The organism is Paenibacillus spiritus, from assembly GCF_008710135.1.
GTDB lineage: Bacteria > Bacillota > Bacilli > Paenibacillales > Paenibacillaceae > Paenibacillus_AQ > Paenibacillus_AQ glufosinatiresistens.
Genome location: NZ_VYKK01000001.1, coordinates 111,393 through 128,245, shown reverse-complemented (window position 1 = coordinate 128,245; position 16,853 = coordinate 111,393). Strand labels below are relative to the sequence as shown.

The window sequence follows — 16,853 nt, the reverse complement described above, 5'->3', positions numbered from 1 at the left end:
CCTCAGTCGATCGTATAAATCAGCCATTCCCCGTTCCCGTCGGCGCGAAGGGCGTACAGCATCTTCACCTCATCGACAATTCCGGTGGAGGTATCCATCCGGCTTCCGGCGACGGTAATATTCCATTGATGATAGTCCGGCACCTCTTCAATGGCCTCCAATTCGGTGAAGCGATAGCGGAACTGCTCGCCGTAGTAAGACTCCATGCTGTCTGCGAGCGCTTCATTCACGAATCCCGAGCGGAAGCGCGCGTGGTTAAGCTCGGTCAAGGCCGAGAGATTGTTCTTCAGAGCGGCGAGCACCGGGGCGTCCTTCTGCGGAATGGAGCCGGAATAGGCTTGGAAGTCGATCCATATTCCGGATTGAAAAGAAGGCTGAGGCTTGATCTCTGCATTCGAACCGTTGGAACGGCAGGCGGTCAGAAGAACAATCATCAACAGAATGGGGATTGCTGCAATTCTGGACATAGGCTCTCTCCTTTTGTTATCCGATTCCTATATGGTTACGCTTTCTTATATCCAAAAGTTTCCCTTCTTATGGCTTATGGCAGTTGTATGGCAGTTGTATAATGGATACAGATCCGCCCAATACGGAACAGAAGGAGGCCGCACCATGAGAACAGGCCAAGAATTGCAGGAAGAAATCCGCAGGACCGAGGTGCCGCACGGCTGTCTGGCCGTATGGTTCCTGGGGCAGGAGAGCGTTGTGGCAAAAGGGGACGGACTCACGATTTATATCGATCCCTATGTGTCCGAGGACCCCGACCGCACCTTTCCGCCGCCGCTTGAAGCGGAGCGGGTTACAGACGCCGACCTGGTGCTGATTACGCATGAACACAGCGATCATCTGGACAGGAAGGCAATTCCGGTCATCGCCCGCAACAACCCGGAAGCCCGCTTCCTGGCTCCTTCCTGCTGTCGGAAGGAACTGCTGGAGCTTGGCGTGAACCCGGACCGCCTCGAAGCTGCGGTGCCGGACGCCTGGGCCGGGTATGGGCCGAAGCTGCGCATTCACCCGCTGGCTGCGGCCCACGAGAGCTTGGAATACAGTGAAGACGGGCTGCCCCGCTATGTCGGCTACATTCTGGAACTGAACGGCGTGACGCTCTACCATGCCGGCGACACGGTGCTGTTCCCGGAACTGGTGGAGAAGGTCGGCGCGCACCGGATTGATCTGGCGATGCTGCCGATTAACGGACGCGATTATTTCCGCAACAGCCGGGATATTGTCGGAAATATGAATTACCGGGAGGCGGCCGAGTTCGCGGCCGTGTCCGGGTTCGATACGATGGTGCCGCTGCATTATGATCTGTATGCCGGGAATGCGGAGAACCCGGGGTATTTTGTGGACTATATGTACAAGCATTACCCGGAGAACAAGCTGCATGTCATGGCCCGGGGCGAGCGGTTCGTCTACGTGTCGCCGGGAGCGTTCTGAGGACGGGAGACGGCGGGGGTTTACGCAGAGACACAGCGGCGGGTATGATAGAGAACGTGTCTGAGGTCAACGAGAGGAACGAAGCATCATGAAGACGGAGCATCGGAGCCGTGACGATAGAAGGCAGGGACACCCGTTTCTGGCCCGCAAAAAACAAGAGCTCGGCGTATCCCTGAACCCGGTTCAGGCCGAAGCCGCGCTGCATACGGAAGGGCCGCTGCTGCTGCTGGCATCGCCGGGCTCGGGCAAGACGACGACGCTGATGATGCGCATCGGCTATCTGATGGAAGAGAAGGGCGTGCATCCGGCCCGCATCAAGGCGGTGACGTTCAGCCGGGCCTCGGCGGCGGATATGAAGGAGCGGTTCGCCGCGCTGTTCCCGCGCCTGGCGCCGCCCGAGTTCTCGACGATCCACAGTCTCGCGTTCGAGGCGGCCCGAAATTACCTCCACCGGACCGGAACGGCGTACACGCTCATTGAAGGACGCGTCGAGCCGGAGGAAGAGACGGCGGAAGCCGGAGGTAGCAGCGGGAGCGGCGCCGGACCGGCCGGACCCGGGGAGCTTCCGCTGCATAAACGCATCATCCTGAGAAGGCTGTATGCGGAAGCGGCGAACGGACGGATCACGGACGATCAGCTCGATGAGCTGACGACGTATATCAGCTACATCAAGAACAAAATGATTCCGGAAGAGCGCTGGGCCGATACGCCTTGCGCCGTACCGGAAGCGGCCGGAATTCTGCGGGCGTACGAAGCGTTCAAGCAGAGCGGGGAGCGGCTGCTGATCGACTACGACGATATGCTGACGATCGGGAACCGGGCGCTGGATGAAGACCCCGAGCTCCTGCGCCGGTTTCAGCGGCGCTACGACTATCTTCTGGCCGATGAGAGCCAGGATACGTCCCTCATTCAGCATGTCTTTCTGGAGAAGCTGGCGCGGCCGCACCGCAACCTCTGTCTGGTGGCGGATGATGACCAGTCGATCTACAGCTGGCGGGGCGCCGAGCCGTCTTATCTGCAGCGCTTCGGGCAGCTCTACCCCGACGCGCGGATTCTGTTCATGGAGCAGAATTACCGGTCGGACCGGCGGATTGTGGAGACGGCGGCCTCCTTCATTGCCCGGAACCGGCACCGCTATCCGAAGACGATGTTCACGGACAAGGCGGAAGGGGAATCGGTACGGATCACGGTACTTCCGAGTTACGCCGAACAGGCCCCCGGGCTGGTGGAGCGGATTCGCCGCCTGACGGGCGAGAAGGGGTTCGCGGATGCCGCGGTTCTCTATCGCAACAATGATTCCGCCGTTGCGCTGGTCAACGCCTTCGACCGGGCGGGCATTCCGTTCCGCATGAAGGACACGGACAGCGGCTTCTTCAGGCATTGGGTCGTTGAGGATATTCTGAATTTCATGAGATTCAGCTTCGCGCCGCACCGGGCCGATCTGCTGGAACGCATTCATCTTCGGCTGAATGCCTATATTACCCGCAAGCAGATGGCGGTGCTGTCGGAGATTCCGACGCCGAGCGGCGCTTCGGTATTCGACACGCTGCTGGAGCAGGTGGAGCTGGCCGATTACCAGCCGAAGCGGATCGAGGAATGCCGCCGCGCCTTCGCTCGGATGAGCGGCATGCCGCCCCGGGAAGTGATTCGGCTGATCCGCCGCGGGCTCGGCTACGAGAAGGCGCTTGAACAGATGTGCGAGAAGCTGGGCTTCCGCCGCGAGACGCTGATCGGCATTCTGAACACGCTGGAAGAGATCGCCGATACGCTGGAATCGATGGAGGCGTTCGCCGCCCGGCTGAAGCATCTGGACCGGGTCATGCGGGAAGCCCGTCTCCGCCGCACGGAGGCCGTGCTGACGCTCTCGACGCTGCACGGGGCCAAAGGGCTGGAGTTCGATGCCGTCTACATGGTTGATCTGACCGACGGCATTCTCCCGGCGCCGCAGGACCGGCGCGGCACGGAGGAAGAGCGGGAGCTGGCGATGGAGGAATCGGCCCGGCTGTTCTATGTCGGAATGACCCGGGCGCGGAAGCGGCTGGAGCTGCTGACATACCGCGAGCGGGACGGGGAGACGGCGGCGGAATCGCCGTTCCTTGGGGCGCTCCGGCCTCTGCCAGGAGTCGAAGCGAGCGGACCTCCGGTCCGCAGCGGGCAAGTCGGAATCGGACGGGACGAGACCGGACCGGACGGAGGCGCAGTCCGAACGGTTCGCATCGGCGGGAGCGGAGGCGGCTATTCCCGCTCCATTAGCGGAACGGGAGCGGGCGCGCAGCGGATGAGCGGGAGCCGTACTGGCGGACGAGCGGATGGAAGTCCGCGTTCCGCTTCTCCCGGAAGCGGCCGCGCCGGGCGTGCGCAGGTGGTGCCTCCCCGGGCAGCCGGGGCAGGCGCGCCGGATGCAATCCGCGACCGCTCCGCTCTGGCGAAGGGGGCGGCGGTCCGCCATGCCAAGTTCGGGCGCGGCGTCATTGCCGCTGTAGAGGAGGACCGGCTGACCATTGACTTCAGCGGCGGGGAGAAGAAGCTGCTGATTGCCGCCTGTCTGGAGCTGGGCCTGCTGTCTCCTGCGGGCGACTAGGGCTAGATCGGGCGGCGAAGGAAGGGGCTATCGGCCGGGAAATAGAGTAGACAAGAACAGAAGAAGCGGCGGGGCCGGTAGCCTCGCCGCTTCATGTTGTGTCGCCCTGAATCAGCTCGACATCGACCGTCGCGCTCCGGGCAGGGATCTCCTCCTTCTCGATCAGACCGATGACCGTGCGGGCAAGCAGTCCGCCGATGGCGCCGATTGGCTGGCGGATAGTAGTCAGCCGGGGCGTCTGGAGCATCTGCGTGAAGCTGTGGCCGTCGTAGCCGACAATGGCCAGTTCCTTCGGAACGGCGATGCCGAGTCCGGCCGCGTGGACGCAGAGCGCGTAGGCGGCAATGTCATTGCTGCAGAACACGCCGTCGTACCGGCGCAGTTCCTGGAGCGGCAGCCGCTCTTGCATGAACTGCCGGAAGTATTCATAACCGAGGCCGTTGTGGTCGGCTTCAATCACTTCGCCGGTTACCGAGTCTCCGTGGGCCCGGCAGACGGCGGCGAAGGCGTCCCGCCGCCGGTTCGAGAGCAGCTCAAGCCCGAGCGGGCCGGACAGGTGCAGCAGCCGGCGGCGGCCCTTGGCGATCAAATGCTCCGTCGCAAGCTCGCCGCCGCGGTAATTGTCGGAGCCGACGCTCGGCACGCCGGGGGCGATCACGCGGTCGAACGACACGATCGGCAGCCTGGCGCGGGCGTAGCTACCGGCATCCGGAGTATGGCTGCACATGACGATGCCGTCCACTCGGTTCTGCCGGAGCATGCCGATGTACTGTTCCTCCATGCCGGGGTTGTCCAGCGAATTGCAGACCAGCAGCTTGTAGCCGCTATGGGTCGCTTCCCGCTCGACGGCCTTCAGCAGGTCCCCAAAGAAGGGATGGCTGGAATCGGGCACGATCATCCCGAGAAAGAACGACTGGCTCTTCTGCAGAGCCCGTGCGATGCCGTTCGGCTGATAGTCGAGCTTGCGCATCGCCGATTCCACAGCTCTTCGGGTCCCAGACCCGATATACCCCCGATTGTTCAGCACCCGGGATACGGTGGTTACGGAGACCCCCGCCTCGCGGGCGACATCCTTGATGCTGGTCATGCCTTTATCCTCCTACGTTCATGTGGTAACGTTCAGCATACAAGGGCAGCTTATTTCGGCAATCTCTGCGGAGTTAACTTTACAGCTTCCTAAAACGGAATAATACCGCAGGGGGCAGTTCATACCAATCAAATCGTTTGCCGCTGTCTTCATCTATTTGGAAAGAGGGTTCTTCCCATCCATCCAGCACAAAACCAGTACTTAAAAACAACTGTACATAATACGATAAAGGTCTATGGAAAATGAGATGGGATACCGGTTGCCCCTTTATTCCTATAGTCTCGGTCGGCTCCGGGGTCAAGTATTTGGAGATTTGCACACTGTTTCTGGTTACAATCTCTCCATTGATGTCTTCCGTTTCGTGTATCTTCCTTGTGTTCGGCGCTTGAAAACAAGGGTGCGGTATAGAAAATACAAAAACGCCGTTTCTCTTTAACAATTGCTGCAACGCTCTCGTTAAATGGGTTAGATCAGCAATATCCATTAAAGCCATATTGGCTACCGCTCCATCGTATCGTCCAATCCCAAGTTCAATTAAGGAATCATAATTCGTAGCATCAACCACTTGATATTGAATTCGGTTCAAGTAATCGGTTGACCTTAACAAGGCTCTTTCGATCATTGTTGCACTATAATCAAAAGCAACAACTTCTGCGCCCAAATCGGCTAATCTCCGTGAGAAATTCCCATTTCCACAAGCAATATCAAGAATCATTTGACCCTCCGTTACCTTTAATAGTTCTTCTGTTGATGGTCGGACAATCTCCCGATGGAATCGGTTACTCTGTTCACCCATGTAATCATCCCAGAACTCTGCAATTCCTTCCCATCTGGTTCGGGATTCATTCGTCAATTCTTTCCACTCGTTCAAATCCCCGTCCCCTTTCAACGACCATTGAATGGTTCCTCAAAGCATCCTTAAGCGATGAGGTTTGCTTACTTGTGGTAACGTTTCCTTTATCATACTCGAATAGAGAGAATCTAATCTATAGTAATCTGGCATATTCAGTATGAAAACGATTGACATATATTTTGCCGGAAGGCTAAAATGATAGCGTTACCAGACGACGCAAAGGAGTGAATCGGACATGATCCGGAACGAAATTATGCTCATCACCTATGCCGACAGCATGGGCCGGAACTTGAAGGAGACGGGCGAGCTGCTTCGGGCGCATTTCAGGGGAGCCGTCGGCGGCGTGCATCTGCTTCCGTTCTATCCGTCCTCGGCCGACCGCGGATTTGCCCCGATGACGTATCGGGAAGTGGACGCGCCGTTCGGTACCTGGGCCGATGTGGAAGAGCTGTCCCGGGATTTCTACCTGATGTTCGATTTCATGATTAACCATATTTCGCGGAGTTCGGCGTACTTCCAGGACTTCGTGCGCCATAAAGACAGTTCCCCCTACAAAGATCTGTTCATCCGATACAAGGACTTCTGGCCGGGCGGGGAGCCGACGCAGGCGGATGTCGATCTCATCTACAAGCGGAAGCCGCGTGCGCCGTATATCGAGGTGACCTTCGCGGACGGAACGACGGAGAAGGTCTGGTGCACCTTCGACGAGGAACAGATCGACCTCCGGCTGGATACAGAGACGGGACAGCGGTTCGTCCGGGAGAATCTGGAGTTTCTGGCCGGGAAGGGGGCGTCCCTGATCCGGCTGGACGCTTTTGCCTATGCCACCAAGAGAATTGGAACCAACTGCTTCTTCGTGGAACCGGATATCTGGGAGATGCTGGACGGGGCTAAAGATATTCTGAAGCCTTACGGCGTCGATGTGCTGCCGGAGATACACGAGCATTATACGATTCAGACCCGGCTCGCGGAGAAGGATCACTGGGTATACGATTTTGCCCTGCCGATGCTCGTTCTGCATGCGCTGTACAGCGGCCGCAGCGACCGGCTGATCCGCTGGCTGGAGATTTGCCCCCGCAAGCAGTTCACCACGCTCGACACGCATGACGGAATCGGGGTCGTGGATGTGCGCGACCTGCTGACGGACGAGGAGATTGAAGAGACGAAGAACCAGTTGTTCACGAAGGGTGCCAACGTCAAGAAGGTGTACAATACGGTAGCTTACAACAATCTGGATATTTACCAGCTGAACTGCACGTACTATTCAGCGCTGGGCGACGACGACGACGCTTACGTGCTGGCCCGGGCGATCCAGTTCTTCGCTCCCGGCATTCCGCAGGTCTATTATGTCGGTCTGCTGGCCGGACGCAATGACATCGAGCTGCTGGAGGAGACGAAGGTCGGACGGAACATCAACCGCCACTACTACAGCAAGGAAGAGGTTGCGGACAATCTCGAGCGTCCCGTGCTGAAACGCCTGCTTACGCTGATGCGGTTCCGCAACGCCTATCCGGCGTTCGGCGGTGAAATCGAGATCGCCGGCGGTGAAACGCCGGAAACGCTGGAGATCGTCCGCCGCCAGGGAGACGCCGCCGCCGTGCTGCGCGCCGATCTGGCCGCCCATACGTTCACCGTGACGTACCGGGATGAGGCGACCGGAGAGATGAAGGAGCTGGCGGGAGTATAGAACGGCAAAAACATACAACAAGCGGGCTGTCCTCCAATGAAAGGCTCCCCATACAGCAACAGGTTTTTATTATTTCACCTGTATACTATATGGGGAGCATATCAATGCTAGGATGGCCCTTTCTGTACACGAATACAGCGGAAACAGCATTCACAGCGCGTCTATAGAGGCAAAGACTCTTTAAAAAAGTCTCTTAGTGTCAACGGAGATCGCCTAATCAGATCAGTTAAAGCGTTACTGGTTTGCGCAAAGTCCCCGTTACGGCTCGCACGGAATAAACCCAAGGTGATTGCAATGCGCACTTCCGAATAATCTTGGGCAGCCAGATACGCCCGATAAGCTTCGTCCGTTACGACCTTTCGATAGATAGGCCGGCCGACGATATCCGATATCATCGCCGCAACGCCCTCCATATCAATCGCTTCAGAGGCCGTTAGATTCGGAGATGGCCCATCCCAGTTCTTCTCGGTTAAGATCACTGCAGCAGCTTGGGCCAAATCCGAGTGCGTTGTCCAGGCAATCGGACCGTCCTCGGGAACAATTAACTCGCCCGTTTTGACGGCCTCACCTATTAATCCAGTCAAGGAGGAGGCGTAAAAACCGTTGCGAAGGGACGTGTGGCGAATACTCGACTCTCTAAGCAAAACTTCTGTCGCTGCATGGTGAACCATAGGCGGAAAATACGATGTCGCAGAAGAGCCCATATGACTCGTGTATAGAACCCGTCCGGCGCCGGATTTCTTTGCTGTGTCAATCGCATTTTGGTGCTGACGGATCCCATCATCTCCCAAAATACCGGTTGAAACAAGGAGCACCTGCGACGCATCTTCAAAAGCATTCAGCAAGCTCTCCGTGTGGGCGAAATCGCCATGACGAACACGTACGCCGCGCTCCTTTAAATCCTGCGCCTGGCTGACATCGCGAACACTGACACCAATCCGCTCGGCCGGAATGCGCTTAAGCAACTGCTCGACCACGCCCCTGCCCAACTTCCCGTTCGCTCCGGTAACGATAATCATGTTACTCACCCTTTCTCTTTTGTAAAAAGTTTCTAACTATACGGATTTGTGTAACCATATATCGCATAAGTAAAAGATAAGGGGTTAGTGCCCAGTCAACAATCCGCAAAGGACCGGTTTTGTTGCGTTCCCGACACAATGGCCGTTTTGTTTATTTTTGAGACCCGAAGAAAGCGTGGTGTAGCATGCCGGTAAATCCAAGCGACCCCCGTGTAAAGAGAACCCGCCAGTTGTTTATTCAAGCCTTTAACGATCTGCTCGACGAAAAGAGAAACATCTATTCCATTTCTGTTCACGACATTGCGAATCGAGCGGCCGTCAACCGCGCAACCTTTTATGCCCATTTTGAAGACAAATTCGCTTTTCTCGCATATTGGATGACAGAGAAGTTTCAACTCATTCTCCAAAAAAGACTGTCGGATGATGCCGCCTTCAATTCGGACAATCTGTATATCCTTGTTCAGACCGTGTTTCAATTTCTAGTACGATTTCGACAGTATCTCACGCCGGGAGACAAACAATTTGAACCGCTGCTGGAGAATGCCATGCAAAAGGAATTGTATCGTCTCCTGCTCCAATGGCTAAAATCGGGGCCTAAACAGAAGGACCCTCAAGAAAAGCTGGAAGCTACGGCTCTTGTGGTCAGTTGGGGCATATTCGGATCGGCCCTGCAGTGGAGCAGGGAGGTTCAAGACCGCACGCTGGAGTCGATGGTGGAAGAGGTTATCGAGGTGGTAACGGTTAATTTAGGTGTTTTTTGGGAGCAGGCAACCGGATGAGCTTGAACGTGAATGGCCACAATCTCCTGCTATCTGCGAAGTCACACCTAGAAAGCCTAATCTGCTTAAGCACCTTCCGGGAAAGGCTTGCCGTTACTTATGGTACGGTTCACCTCGATGGCTGAAGCGGTAAGTGTTCAATTACAACAAAAAAGTTCACCAGGGGTAAACGGAATTTACTGCTTCAAAATAAAGCCCTGTCCACATATCGGATTGGGCTTCATGGAAACTAACTTTGTCTTGTAAAATTCAATTTTTTTGCTATGTAATGCTTAGATTGTATAGGGATATTATTGCCAAATAAATTGTAGTGTGAGTTATTTCAAACCAAAGAACCGGTCATCCGCTCGGAAATCGAATTAAACTTTGATTACATTGGCTTTACGGGGGATTACTACGACAGAATACAAATAAAATGAACAAAAAGTGCTGTATCGGAAATATTAGAAATAATTTTAAAAAATAGGAAATCATATGCTAATCTTCTGACATTTTCTTTGCTCTGTCCTTAACCTAAAAATTCCCTTATATGTCAATAACCTCAGTACGCTAAACATTTGAAATAAATTCCAAAAGAAGGCGCCCTCTCTCAAATCAGGAAAGATGCCTTCTTGTTATACGCATTTCTAATTCTTCTAATTTATCGTCCAAGTAATTCAAAACATTATGTTTATTATCCTTAATAGCCTTAAAATCTTGACTTGTAATACTTAGAATATATTTCTCTAATCTTGCATACTCAATTTGACTAGCTCGTGCATGCTTTAATTCATCCCCAGAAAAATTTTCTCTTGAAAAGATAATTCCCACCTTACAATTATCTACCTTATGAAGACCACCAGCTAGCTTATCAACCCAAATACTAGGTACATTATTGTCTTCGTTCTTGCACTCACATAAAATTCTCCTACCTATAACTTGAAGGATAGGAATCTCAATATACTTTAAATATGGACGCAGGGTTACCGTTATATCTATTTGGTTCGTTTGGGTATGTACGGTTGGATCAACACGAAAAAAGGTTATAAACGATAGCATTAAACAGCTTAATTCCTCTAGCGATTTTCCCTTCTCTTCAGTTGATACTCCCTCTTTAAAACTCTCGATAAACCTATCATAGGCTTTGTTAAAAGCATACCAATCAGGTTTAAAAATTTGATTTTCTATTTCTTTCTGACCACTTTTAGTGGTTAAAAATGAAGCTACATTAAGGCGAGGTTGTTGTTTTTTATTTGGTTTTAGCGATTTATACGCTTCATTGCGTGAGATCGATTCTTTAATAATCGGTTTTTCTGGATTCGGTGCCATGATTAGATTAAAAGTCAAATGTATAAATTCATCATGTTCATATGGATTAAAAACTAACTGGCATTCTGAACACTTAATTACTTGGGGAATTAAATCCAGTGAATTTGCTATTTTCACTAATTCATTTTCACAATCTGGACAGTATATTTCGTAGTTTATGCTTAAAATATGAAGCTCAACTGCAGAAATACTGAACATTTCATTTGCCTCATCGTAGCTAACTCCCATGTCTACAGCGAATCTTGCCGGTCTAATTCTCTCTCTCTTCATACCCGATAAACTATTTAACCAATAATCAAGTTTTCCAATTATCAGAGTACTAAAGCCAAAATCACTCAAATGAATCAATGAGGGAAAGAACATGTTCGTAGTCCTCCTTTAATACATAATGAGTAAACTCAATTTTATAAAAGCCTTTGTATGCTGCGATACGAGTTCCTAGTTTAATAACTTTTTCATGTTCTTCAGTCGTTATTTCCTCCAGATCCACCTCTCCGTCTTCCTCATTAGCTTCTGGTTCAATAGAAACTAACTCAGAAGTGTCCTCTATAACCCTAAACCATACCACCCAAATTGCATCTATAAGTCTAACTTCGTTTATTGTTTCGCGAGTATCAAAAAAGATGTCAGATGTTTGAATAGGCTTACTTTTTTCTTCTGTTCGCGCATTGATTCGTCCCCCCCTGTCATCACGAAAATCAAACTTATTTACGTAACCAACCTTACCTTCTACATAACTCTCGATGACAGATTCGTTTTGAACAATAAGCGCTCTTTCAAGAAGCCCCATTATTCTATCGCGTAAATTTATTGGTTGAATATCACTAGGTAATCCTAATTTTTCTGCTATATCCTTTGTAAATTCATTAATAATATCATTGTATTCTTGAACTTGTGGCTGAAATTGCAATTCAATAAAGTTGGTTAACTGACGTTCAATTTTAAACATCTTATTTTTAATTCTTTCAGCACCCCCATCAAGATATCCAATACCGAAGTCTGTCGTGAGGCGTTCCATATACTTCTTAGCTATGTAGTTTACATTAATGGACTTTTCAGTTATATCAGCAACTATCTTAATCTGCGATTGAGATCTAATTCTTAATAAAAGCATATTATTTTCTAAATCCAATTCGCAGCACACATAGGTGTTTACTGGAGTAAAGACTGGTTCTTTATCAACGAACTTCTGCAAAAAATTCTTTTCAATATAACCTACATATATTTTTTTAATTTTATTATTATCATCACCAACGAGTTCATATTCAAACCTCGACAAGGCTACTCCTTCTGGGAGGTTAATCCTATCAATATTATTAAAAACAGTTTGGCCTCTATCCTGTAGATATTGATCTAAGTATTCCTTGCTTTGAAGATTGTCAGCGGTCTCTTCATCAATTTCAATAAAAAAATTATGCTTATTCTTTCCATACCATAATTGCTCTTTTATAAATATCTTTAATTGATCTTCGCTTATTTTCCCTTCCTCGACAGCTATTTCAATATTTCGAATAAGGTTGTTTTTAAGTCCTCGAGAATCAATCTCATGCTTTTTAGCAAATGCGCGTAACAAACCTGCGTTGATATATGACTTTATATCATCCCTAATTAAAAAAGGCATTTATGCTCACCTCATATTATATATGTCAATACTTTTAGTATAGGACAAGTAGTAAATCCTGTCATTAACAATGCATACTGCTTAATAAAAAACTTGCCCCTACTTATGATATGGTTCACCGTATCATATCCTAATCCGGGTATGGAAAAATATAACAGTCCGCTTTTGACCAGTATAAAAACGATTGGCATATCTTTTGCCGGAAGGCTAAAATGATAGCGTTACCAGACCCGGATAATCTCGAGCGTCTCGTGCTGAAACGCCTGCTTACGCTGATGCGGTTCCGCAACGCCTATCCGGCGTTCGGCGGTGAAATCGAGATCGCCGGCGGTGAGACGCCGGAAACGCTGGAGATCGTCCGCCGCCAGGGAGACGCCGCCGCCGTGCTGCGCGCCGATCTGGCCGCCCATACGTTCACCGTGACGTACCGGGATGAGGCGACCGGAGAGATGAAGGAGCTGGCGGGAGTATAGAACGGCAAAAACATACAACAAGCGGGCTGTCCTCCAAGGGCAGCCCGCTTGTTGCATCAGGGAGACGGAGAGGCGGAACCTCTCCCGGAGGGATTCCTATCTCCCGGCCTTTCTCCTCGTCGCCTCAATCACCTCACGCACCTCCCGGACCGTATCGGCCAGGTCGCGGCCGTCGCGGTTCCAGACTGCGGCGTCGGCCTCCCGCAGATAAGGCTCGGCGGTCTCCTCCTCCAGCGCTTTGCGGAGACGGCTTGCCGTCTCATCGGCAGAGCCGCCGCGCGCTTCCAGCCGCCGCCGCAGGCTGGCGGGATCGGCCCCGATATAGATCGCGAACGCTTGGAGCGGGAATAATGTTTTGACAGCACGGACGCCGTTGGCCTCCAGAATCACGACGGCATCCGTGGGGCCCGCCGCCCGTTCAGCCAGCTCTGAGCGCGGGGTCCCATAATATTCGCCGTTATAGGTCGTATACTCAACAAAGCCATTCTGCTCCGCCAGACGGATGAAATCGGTGCGGTTCATAAAATGGTAATGTACGCCGTTCCGCTCGCCCGGCCGTGGCGGCCGGCTCGTCGCCGTGATGATGCGCTCCAAATCGCCGTCTTCCAGCAGCGCGCGCTGAATTTCAGTCTTGCCGGAAGCGGACGGTCCGTATAAAATAAACATCTGACCCATACACACACCTTCTTCATTCTGCGGATAATCCCGTGAATTTTACTTGCTGAAACGCGATATGCTATGATGAATGGATTGGAGATTTGCGGTTGCCGCCCCCCCCGTTTACGGGGGGTTTTTATGAATGCAGACCGGCTGGCTGAGGGGAGAGAACCCATGACTGATCTTATTAACGCATGGATTGACGGGCTGCTGCAAGCGCTGGGGCTGACGGGGCCCGCCATCCTGTACATCACGGTGCCGCTGGCATTTCTCCAAAGTCTGGTTGGAATTATACCGCTGCTCGTTCTGATTATGCTGCATGTGTCCGTCTTCGACATTATCGGGGGAATGCTGATCAGTCTGGCCGCGGCGAGCGCCGGAGGGATTGCCGTCTATGCGCTGGGCCGACGCTATCTGTTCCACTGGTTCGACCGGAGATGGGGAAGCAGGCTGAAGCGGTACGACAAGTGGCAGCGGTACCTGGAACGCTACGGCATCTGGACCGTGGTGCTGCTGCGGACCGTTCCGATTATTCCGAATAATATGATTAATCTGATGTGCGCCGTCTCGCCGATTCGGGCGCGTTCTTTTATTTGGGGGACGATTCTTGGCAATTTATCCTTCATTTGGCTGTTCGGCATTCTCACTTCTTCGCTGATTCTTCCTCCCGGGCAGTGGGGCCTTTATTTGACGGGTTACGGGCTTTTTGCGGCCGCGCTGATCGGTATTTTCATTCACCGTCACTGGAGCCACATCCAGGAGGATAAGCGGAGCCGGATGGTCTGATCCGGAGCCTGCCCGAATACCCATACTTATAAGGCGGCTTGACCGCGGGTAGGCGGGAGGACGATAGCAATGGGCAGAGTGAAAAAATGGGGCGGACGCCGATTCCGGCTTCCGCCTCTTGAGGCGTGGCGCCTGCCGGTCCGGCGGCGCAGCCGGGGCGGCGGCTGGAAGCGCGGCGGCCCGCCGAGGAGCGGGGCCGTCCGCCTGCTCGCCGCCTGGCTCGGTTCGCCGCGGCGGCGGACGTTCCGGCCGGTCCGAAGCGCCGGTCCGCTGCGGACGGCTCCGGCCGGGCCGGTGCCATCCGCCGTCCCGCGGCGGCGCCTCACGGCCCGGAGCGCCGCCCCGGTTCGGGCACAGCGCGCCGGAACGGGCGGCCCGGCGAAGCCGCGGCGGCGGCTGCTGCGCATCCTGGTTGTCGTATCGCTGGTGCTGCTCATCGGCGTTCTTCAGGGGCTGCGCTATGTGGAGCGGCATATGAAGCCGCCCATCCTGCATCTGGCCCAGATCCGGGTGAAGCAGATCGCGACGGAGTCCATCAACAAGGCGATAACGTCTCAAGTGGTAACGGGAGGAGATGCCGGCAAGCTGATCGACTGGAAGAGCGACCGGAACGGCAAGATCACCGGCTTCATGCTCAATTATGCCGAGCATATGCGGATTACCTCCGAAGCGGCCGAGGTTATCCAGTCCACCCTGCAAAGTCTGCACAACCGGACCGAGCATATTCCGCTCGGGCAGGCGCTCGGCAGTCCGCTGATCGCTTCATTCGGGCCCGACATTCCCGTGAAGATCGAGCCGCAGGGAGCGGTCAAGGTGGAGCTGAACACCCGGCAGCAGAATGCGGGCATCAATATGATTCTGGTGGAGGTCTATATTCATATCATCACGGAGGTGGCGGTCGTCATTCCGTTCGATATGGAGCCCCAGACCGTGGATACAGAAATCCCGGTCTCTTACCTCATGGTTGTCGGAGATGTTCCGATGTATTACTACGACAACCAGGGGCGTCCCGTCGGGGAGAACAGCGCCCAGGCCCCGGGCATTGCTCTTCCTGCGCCTTCGGGCGGCAGTGCGGTTCCGGCGGGCGGCGGCGAGGGAAGCGCCGGCAGCGAGCGAAGCGACGAAGGCGGTGGACCGGCTGTAAGCAGTCCTCCGGCTCCGCAGAAACCGGAGGCTTCCGCAGCGGACAGCGGTGCAGATACGGGAGCCGGCGGCGGGGAATAGGAGAAGGGGACGAACCGCAATATACAGGCGGCAGCCCGGACGAACGATGCGTCCGGGCTGCCGCCTGTATTCGGTTCCTCAGCGTTCGGCCATCCGCTGCTGCTTCTTCGTTCTCAGCGCTCTGCGCTCCGTCGTCTCCCACTGGCGCAGCAGCGGGTACGGGTCGAAGGCCCATTCGGACAGGCCGCGGTCCCGGTAGATGCCGTAATGCAGATGCGGAGGGAATTTGCCCTGTGTGCCCGGCTGGCCGTAACCCGAACTGCCGGCCCAGCCGAGCTGTCGGCCGGGTTCAACGAAGCTGCCGACCTCCAGACTCTTGTCGAAGCCGGAGAGATGGGCGTAATAATGGTACCGGTTCTCAATGTCGCGGATGCCGATCCGCCATCCGCCGAAGCGGTTCCAGCCCTTGGTCTCGACGATGCCGTAGCAGGTGCTGCGGACCGTGACGCCGTAAGGGGTGAACAGATCGGTTCCCTCGTGGATGCGGGCGCCTCCCCAGCTTCTGCCGGTTCCCCAGGTGCTCCGGTAGGAGTAGGTGCTTCCGAGCGGGAGCGGGAAGGCGCTGCCCGAGAGATTCAGGCGGCCGTAATGGGCGTAGAGCGATGCGAACTGCGTGACCCGCTGCGTCGCCCGTCCGTTGCGGTAATATTCCCAGACGGCGATCGGGAAATCGCCGTTCGTCGCTCCGTAGCGGCGGATATGGCGGGACAGGCTGTAGAGCACATCGAGGTCGCTCGCGGGATCGGCCCGTCCGTCGCCGGAGCCGTCCAGGCCGAAGCCTCCGAAGAACGCGATGGAGGCGGGCGAGGTATCGGCCTGATCGGGATTCAGCGGGCCGCACCAGAGCGGCGCCGGAACCGAGATCGCCGTCAGCCGTCCCGGGGAGACGGCTGTCCGCCCGTCGCTTCCGGTCCGCGTCAAGCTGCGTTCGTACTGGTCGAACGCCGCCAGACGGAACCACGGAATGCCGGTAGCGGCCTCCAGCTGGTCGAACAGGGCCTTGCGGGCCCGGAACGGGTCCTCTTTGGCGCTGCCGCGAAGATCGGCCGCCGCCCGGGAGCTGCTTGCCGGGCCGGCAGCGGCTGCGGGGGAGGGACAGGCTTCCGTCCACAGAAGCGCCGCCGCGGACAGAGCGATCAGACTGCGCCGCAGCGTGCGGAAGCTTACGGGTAACAACATGGCAGGGTCCTCCTTCTGTCTGGCATCCATTCAGGCGGCCGCCGCGCCCGGCGGCCCACGTATAGGCATAGGTTGGTTCCGGCGCGCGCTTTTTATCCGTGGACCAAAAAGGAGGCATTTCCCTACAGCCCATGATATAATTGAGGCGATCATGGACCCTTA

At 54.5% G+C, this 16,853-nt stretch carries 15 protein-coding genes; 7 read left to right on the top strand and 8 right to left on the bottom strand.

The window, feature by feature from the left end:
* Positions 1-2: 2 nt before the first annotated feature.
* Entirely contained in the window at positions 3-467 is a 465-nt protein-coding gene (locus F4V43_RS00565) for a hypothetical protein (RefSeq protein WP_150456288.1), read from the bottom strand.
* 145 nt (positions 468-612) lie between these two features.
* Between F4V43_RS00565 and F4V43_RS00560 the strand changes: the two genes are divergently transcribed.
* Together F4V43_RS00560 and F4V43_RS00555 are read left to right on the top strand one after the other, a co-directional pair.
* On the top strand, positions 613-1,437 hold the full coding sequence (locus F4V43_RS00560) for an MBL fold metallo-hydrolase (RefSeq protein WP_150456287.1): 825 nt from the start codon (positions 613-615) through the stop codon (positions 1,435-1,437).
* An 88-nt stretch (positions 1,438-1,525) separates the two neighbouring features.
* Positions 1,526-4,018 (top strand): ATP-dependent helicase, encoded by a 2,493-nt coding sequence (locus F4V43_RS00555; RefSeq protein ID WP_150456286.1) that lies wholly within the window; start codon positions 1,526-1,528, stop codon positions 4,016-4,018.
* Positions 4,019-4,109: 91 nt separating this feature from the next.
* On the opposite strand, the gene F4V43_RS00550 is transcribed toward F4V43_RS00555, so the two are convergent.
* A complete protein-coding gene (locus F4V43_RS00550; RefSeq protein ID WP_150456285.1) occupies positions 4,110-5,105 on the bottom strand; it encodes a LacI family DNA-binding transcriptional regulator in 996 nt (331 codons plus the stop codon).
* Positions 5,106-5,184: 79 nt separating this feature from the next.
* Entirely contained in the window at positions 5,185-5,976 is a 792-nt protein-coding gene (locus tag F4V43_RS00545; protein ID WP_223879727.1) for a class I SAM-dependent methyltransferase, read from the bottom strand.
* 217 nt (positions 5,977-6,193) lie between these two features.
* Between F4V43_RS00545 and gtfA the strand changes: the two genes are divergently transcribed.
* Entirely contained in the window at positions 6,194-7,645 is a 1,452-nt protein-coding gene (gtfA, locus tag F4V43_RS00540) for a sucrose phosphorylase (protein ID WP_150456284.1), read from the top strand.
* Positions 7,646-7,806: 161 nt separating this feature from the next.
* On the opposite strand, the gene F4V43_RS00535 is transcribed toward gtfA, so the two are convergent.
* Positions 7,807-8,664, bottom strand: coding sequence for an SDR family oxidoreductase (locus tag F4V43_RS00535; protein ID WP_150456283.1), 858 nt, complete (start codon positions 8,662-8,664; stop codon positions 7,807-7,809).
* 230 nt (positions 8,665-8,894) lie between these two features.
* On the opposite strand from F4V43_RS00535, the gene F4V43_RS00530 reads away from it, so the two are divergent.
* The gene (locus F4V43_RS00530; RefSeq protein WP_223879726.1) at positions 8,895-9,443 is read left to right on the top strand and encodes a TetR/AcrR family transcriptional regulator; all 549 of its coding nucleotides are present in this window, start codon (positions 8,895-8,897) and stop codon (positions 9,441-9,443) included.
* A gap of 594 nt (positions 9,444-10,037) precedes the next feature.
* Here F4V43_RS00530 and F4V43_RS00525 read toward each other — a convergent pair.
* Both F4V43_RS00525 and F4V43_RS00520 read right to left on the bottom strand, forming a co-directional pair.
* The gene (locus F4V43_RS00525; RefSeq protein ID WP_150456281.1) at positions 10,038-11,114 is read right to left on the bottom strand and encodes a hypothetical protein; all 1,077 of its coding nucleotides are present in this window, start codon (positions 11,112-11,114) and stop codon (positions 10,038-10,040) included.
* Positions 11,083-12,372, bottom strand: a complete 1,290-nt coding sequence (locus F4V43_RS00520; protein WP_150456280.1) for a hypothetical protein — start codon at positions 12,370-12,372, stop codon at positions 11,083-11,085. The genes F4V43_RS00525 and F4V43_RS00520 overlap by 32 nt, the downstream gene beginning before the upstream one ends.
* Positions 12,373-12,584: 212 nt before the next feature.
* On the opposite strand from F4V43_RS00520, the gene F4V43_RS00515 reads away from it, so the two are divergent.
* A complete protein-coding gene (locus tag F4V43_RS00515; protein WP_150456279.1) occupies positions 12,585-12,845 on the top strand; it encodes a hypothetical protein in 261 nt (86 codons plus the stop codon).
* Between the two features lie 96 nt (positions 12,846-12,941).
* Here the strand turns inward: F4V43_RS00515 and F4V43_RS00510 are convergent, their stop codons facing one another.
* Complete coding sequence (locus F4V43_RS00510; protein WP_150456278.1) at positions 12,942-13,520, bottom strand: guanylate kinase; 579 nt, start codon at positions 13,518-13,520, stop codon at positions 12,942-12,944.
* A 156-nt stretch (positions 13,521-13,676) separates the two neighbouring features.
* Between F4V43_RS00510 and F4V43_RS00505 the strand changes: the two genes are divergently transcribed.
* The gene (locus F4V43_RS00505) at positions 13,677-14,288 is read left to right on the top strand and encodes a TVP38/TMEM64 family protein (protein ID WP_150456277.1); all 612 of its coding nucleotides are present in this window, start codon (positions 13,677-13,679) and stop codon (positions 14,286-14,288) included.
* A 69-nt stretch (positions 14,289-14,357) separates the two neighbouring features.
* Positions 14,358-15,512: a sporulation protein YunB gene (yunB, locus tag F4V43_RS00500; RefSeq protein WP_317983761.1), complete on the top strand. Its 1,155-nt coding sequence runs from the start codon at positions 14,358-14,360 to the stop codon at positions 15,510-15,512.
* A 78-nt stretch (positions 15,513-15,590) separates the two neighbouring features.
* Here the strand turns inward: yunB and F4V43_RS00495 are convergent, their stop codons facing one another.
* Positions 15,591-16,691, bottom strand: coding sequence for a M23 family metallopeptidase (locus tag F4V43_RS00495; protein WP_150456276.1), 1,101 nt, complete (start codon positions 16,689-16,691; stop codon positions 15,591-15,593).
* Positions 16,692-16,853: the final 162 nt, after the last annotated feature.

Excerpts from the sequence above, each read along its gene's own strand:
- F4V43_RS00565 (WP_150456288.1), bottom strand. The coding sequence starts at position 467 with ATGTCCAGAATTGCAGCAATCCCCATTCTGTTGATGATTGTTCTTCTG.
- F4V43_RS00560 (WP_150456287.1), top strand. The coding sequence starts at position 613 with ATGAGAACAGGCCAAGAATTGCAGGAAGAAATCCGCAGGACCGAGGTG.
- F4V43_RS00555 (WP_150456286.1), top strand. The coding sequence starts at position 1,526 with ATGAAGACGGAGCATCGGAGCCGTGACGATAGAAGGCAGGGACACCCG.
- F4V43_RS00550 (WP_150456285.1), bottom strand. The coding sequence starts at position 5,105 with ATGACCAGCATCAAGGATGTCGCCCGCGAGGCGGGGGTCTCCGTAACC.
- gtfA (WP_150456284.1), top strand. The coding sequence starts at position 6,194 with ATGATCCGGAACGAAATTATGCTCATCACCTATGCCGACAGCATGGGC.
- F4V43_RS00535 (WP_150456283.1), bottom strand. The coding sequence starts at position 8,664 with ATGATTATCGTTACCGGAGCGAACGGGAAGTTGGGCAGGGGCGTGGTC.
- F4V43_RS00525 (WP_150456281.1), bottom strand. The coding sequence starts at position 11,114 with ATGTTCTTTCCCTCATTGATTCATTTGAGTGATTTTGGCTTTAGTACT.
- F4V43_RS00520 (WP_150456280.1), bottom strand. The coding sequence starts at position 12,372 with ATGCCTTTTTTAATTAGGGATGATATAAAGTCATATATCAACGCAGGT.
- F4V43_RS00515 (WP_150456279.1), top strand. The coding sequence starts at position 12,585 with ATGATAGCGTTACCAGACCCGGATAATCTCGAGCGTCTCGTGCTGAAA.
- F4V43_RS00510 (WP_150456278.1), bottom strand. The coding sequence starts at position 13,520 with ATGGGTCAGATGTTTATTTTATACGGACCGTCCGCTTCCGGCAAGACT.
- F4V43_RS00505 (WP_150456277.1), top strand. The coding sequence starts at position 13,677 with ATGACTGATCTTATTAACGCATGGATTGACGGGCTGCTGCAAGCGCTG.
- yunB (WP_317983761.1), top strand. The coding sequence starts at position 14,358 with ATGGGCAGAGTGAAAAAATGGGGCGGACGCCGATTCCGGCTTCCGCCT.
- F4V43_RS00495 (WP_150456276.1), bottom strand. The coding sequence starts at position 16,691 with ATGTTGTTACCCGTAAGCTTCCGCACGCTGCGGCGCAGTCTGATCGCT.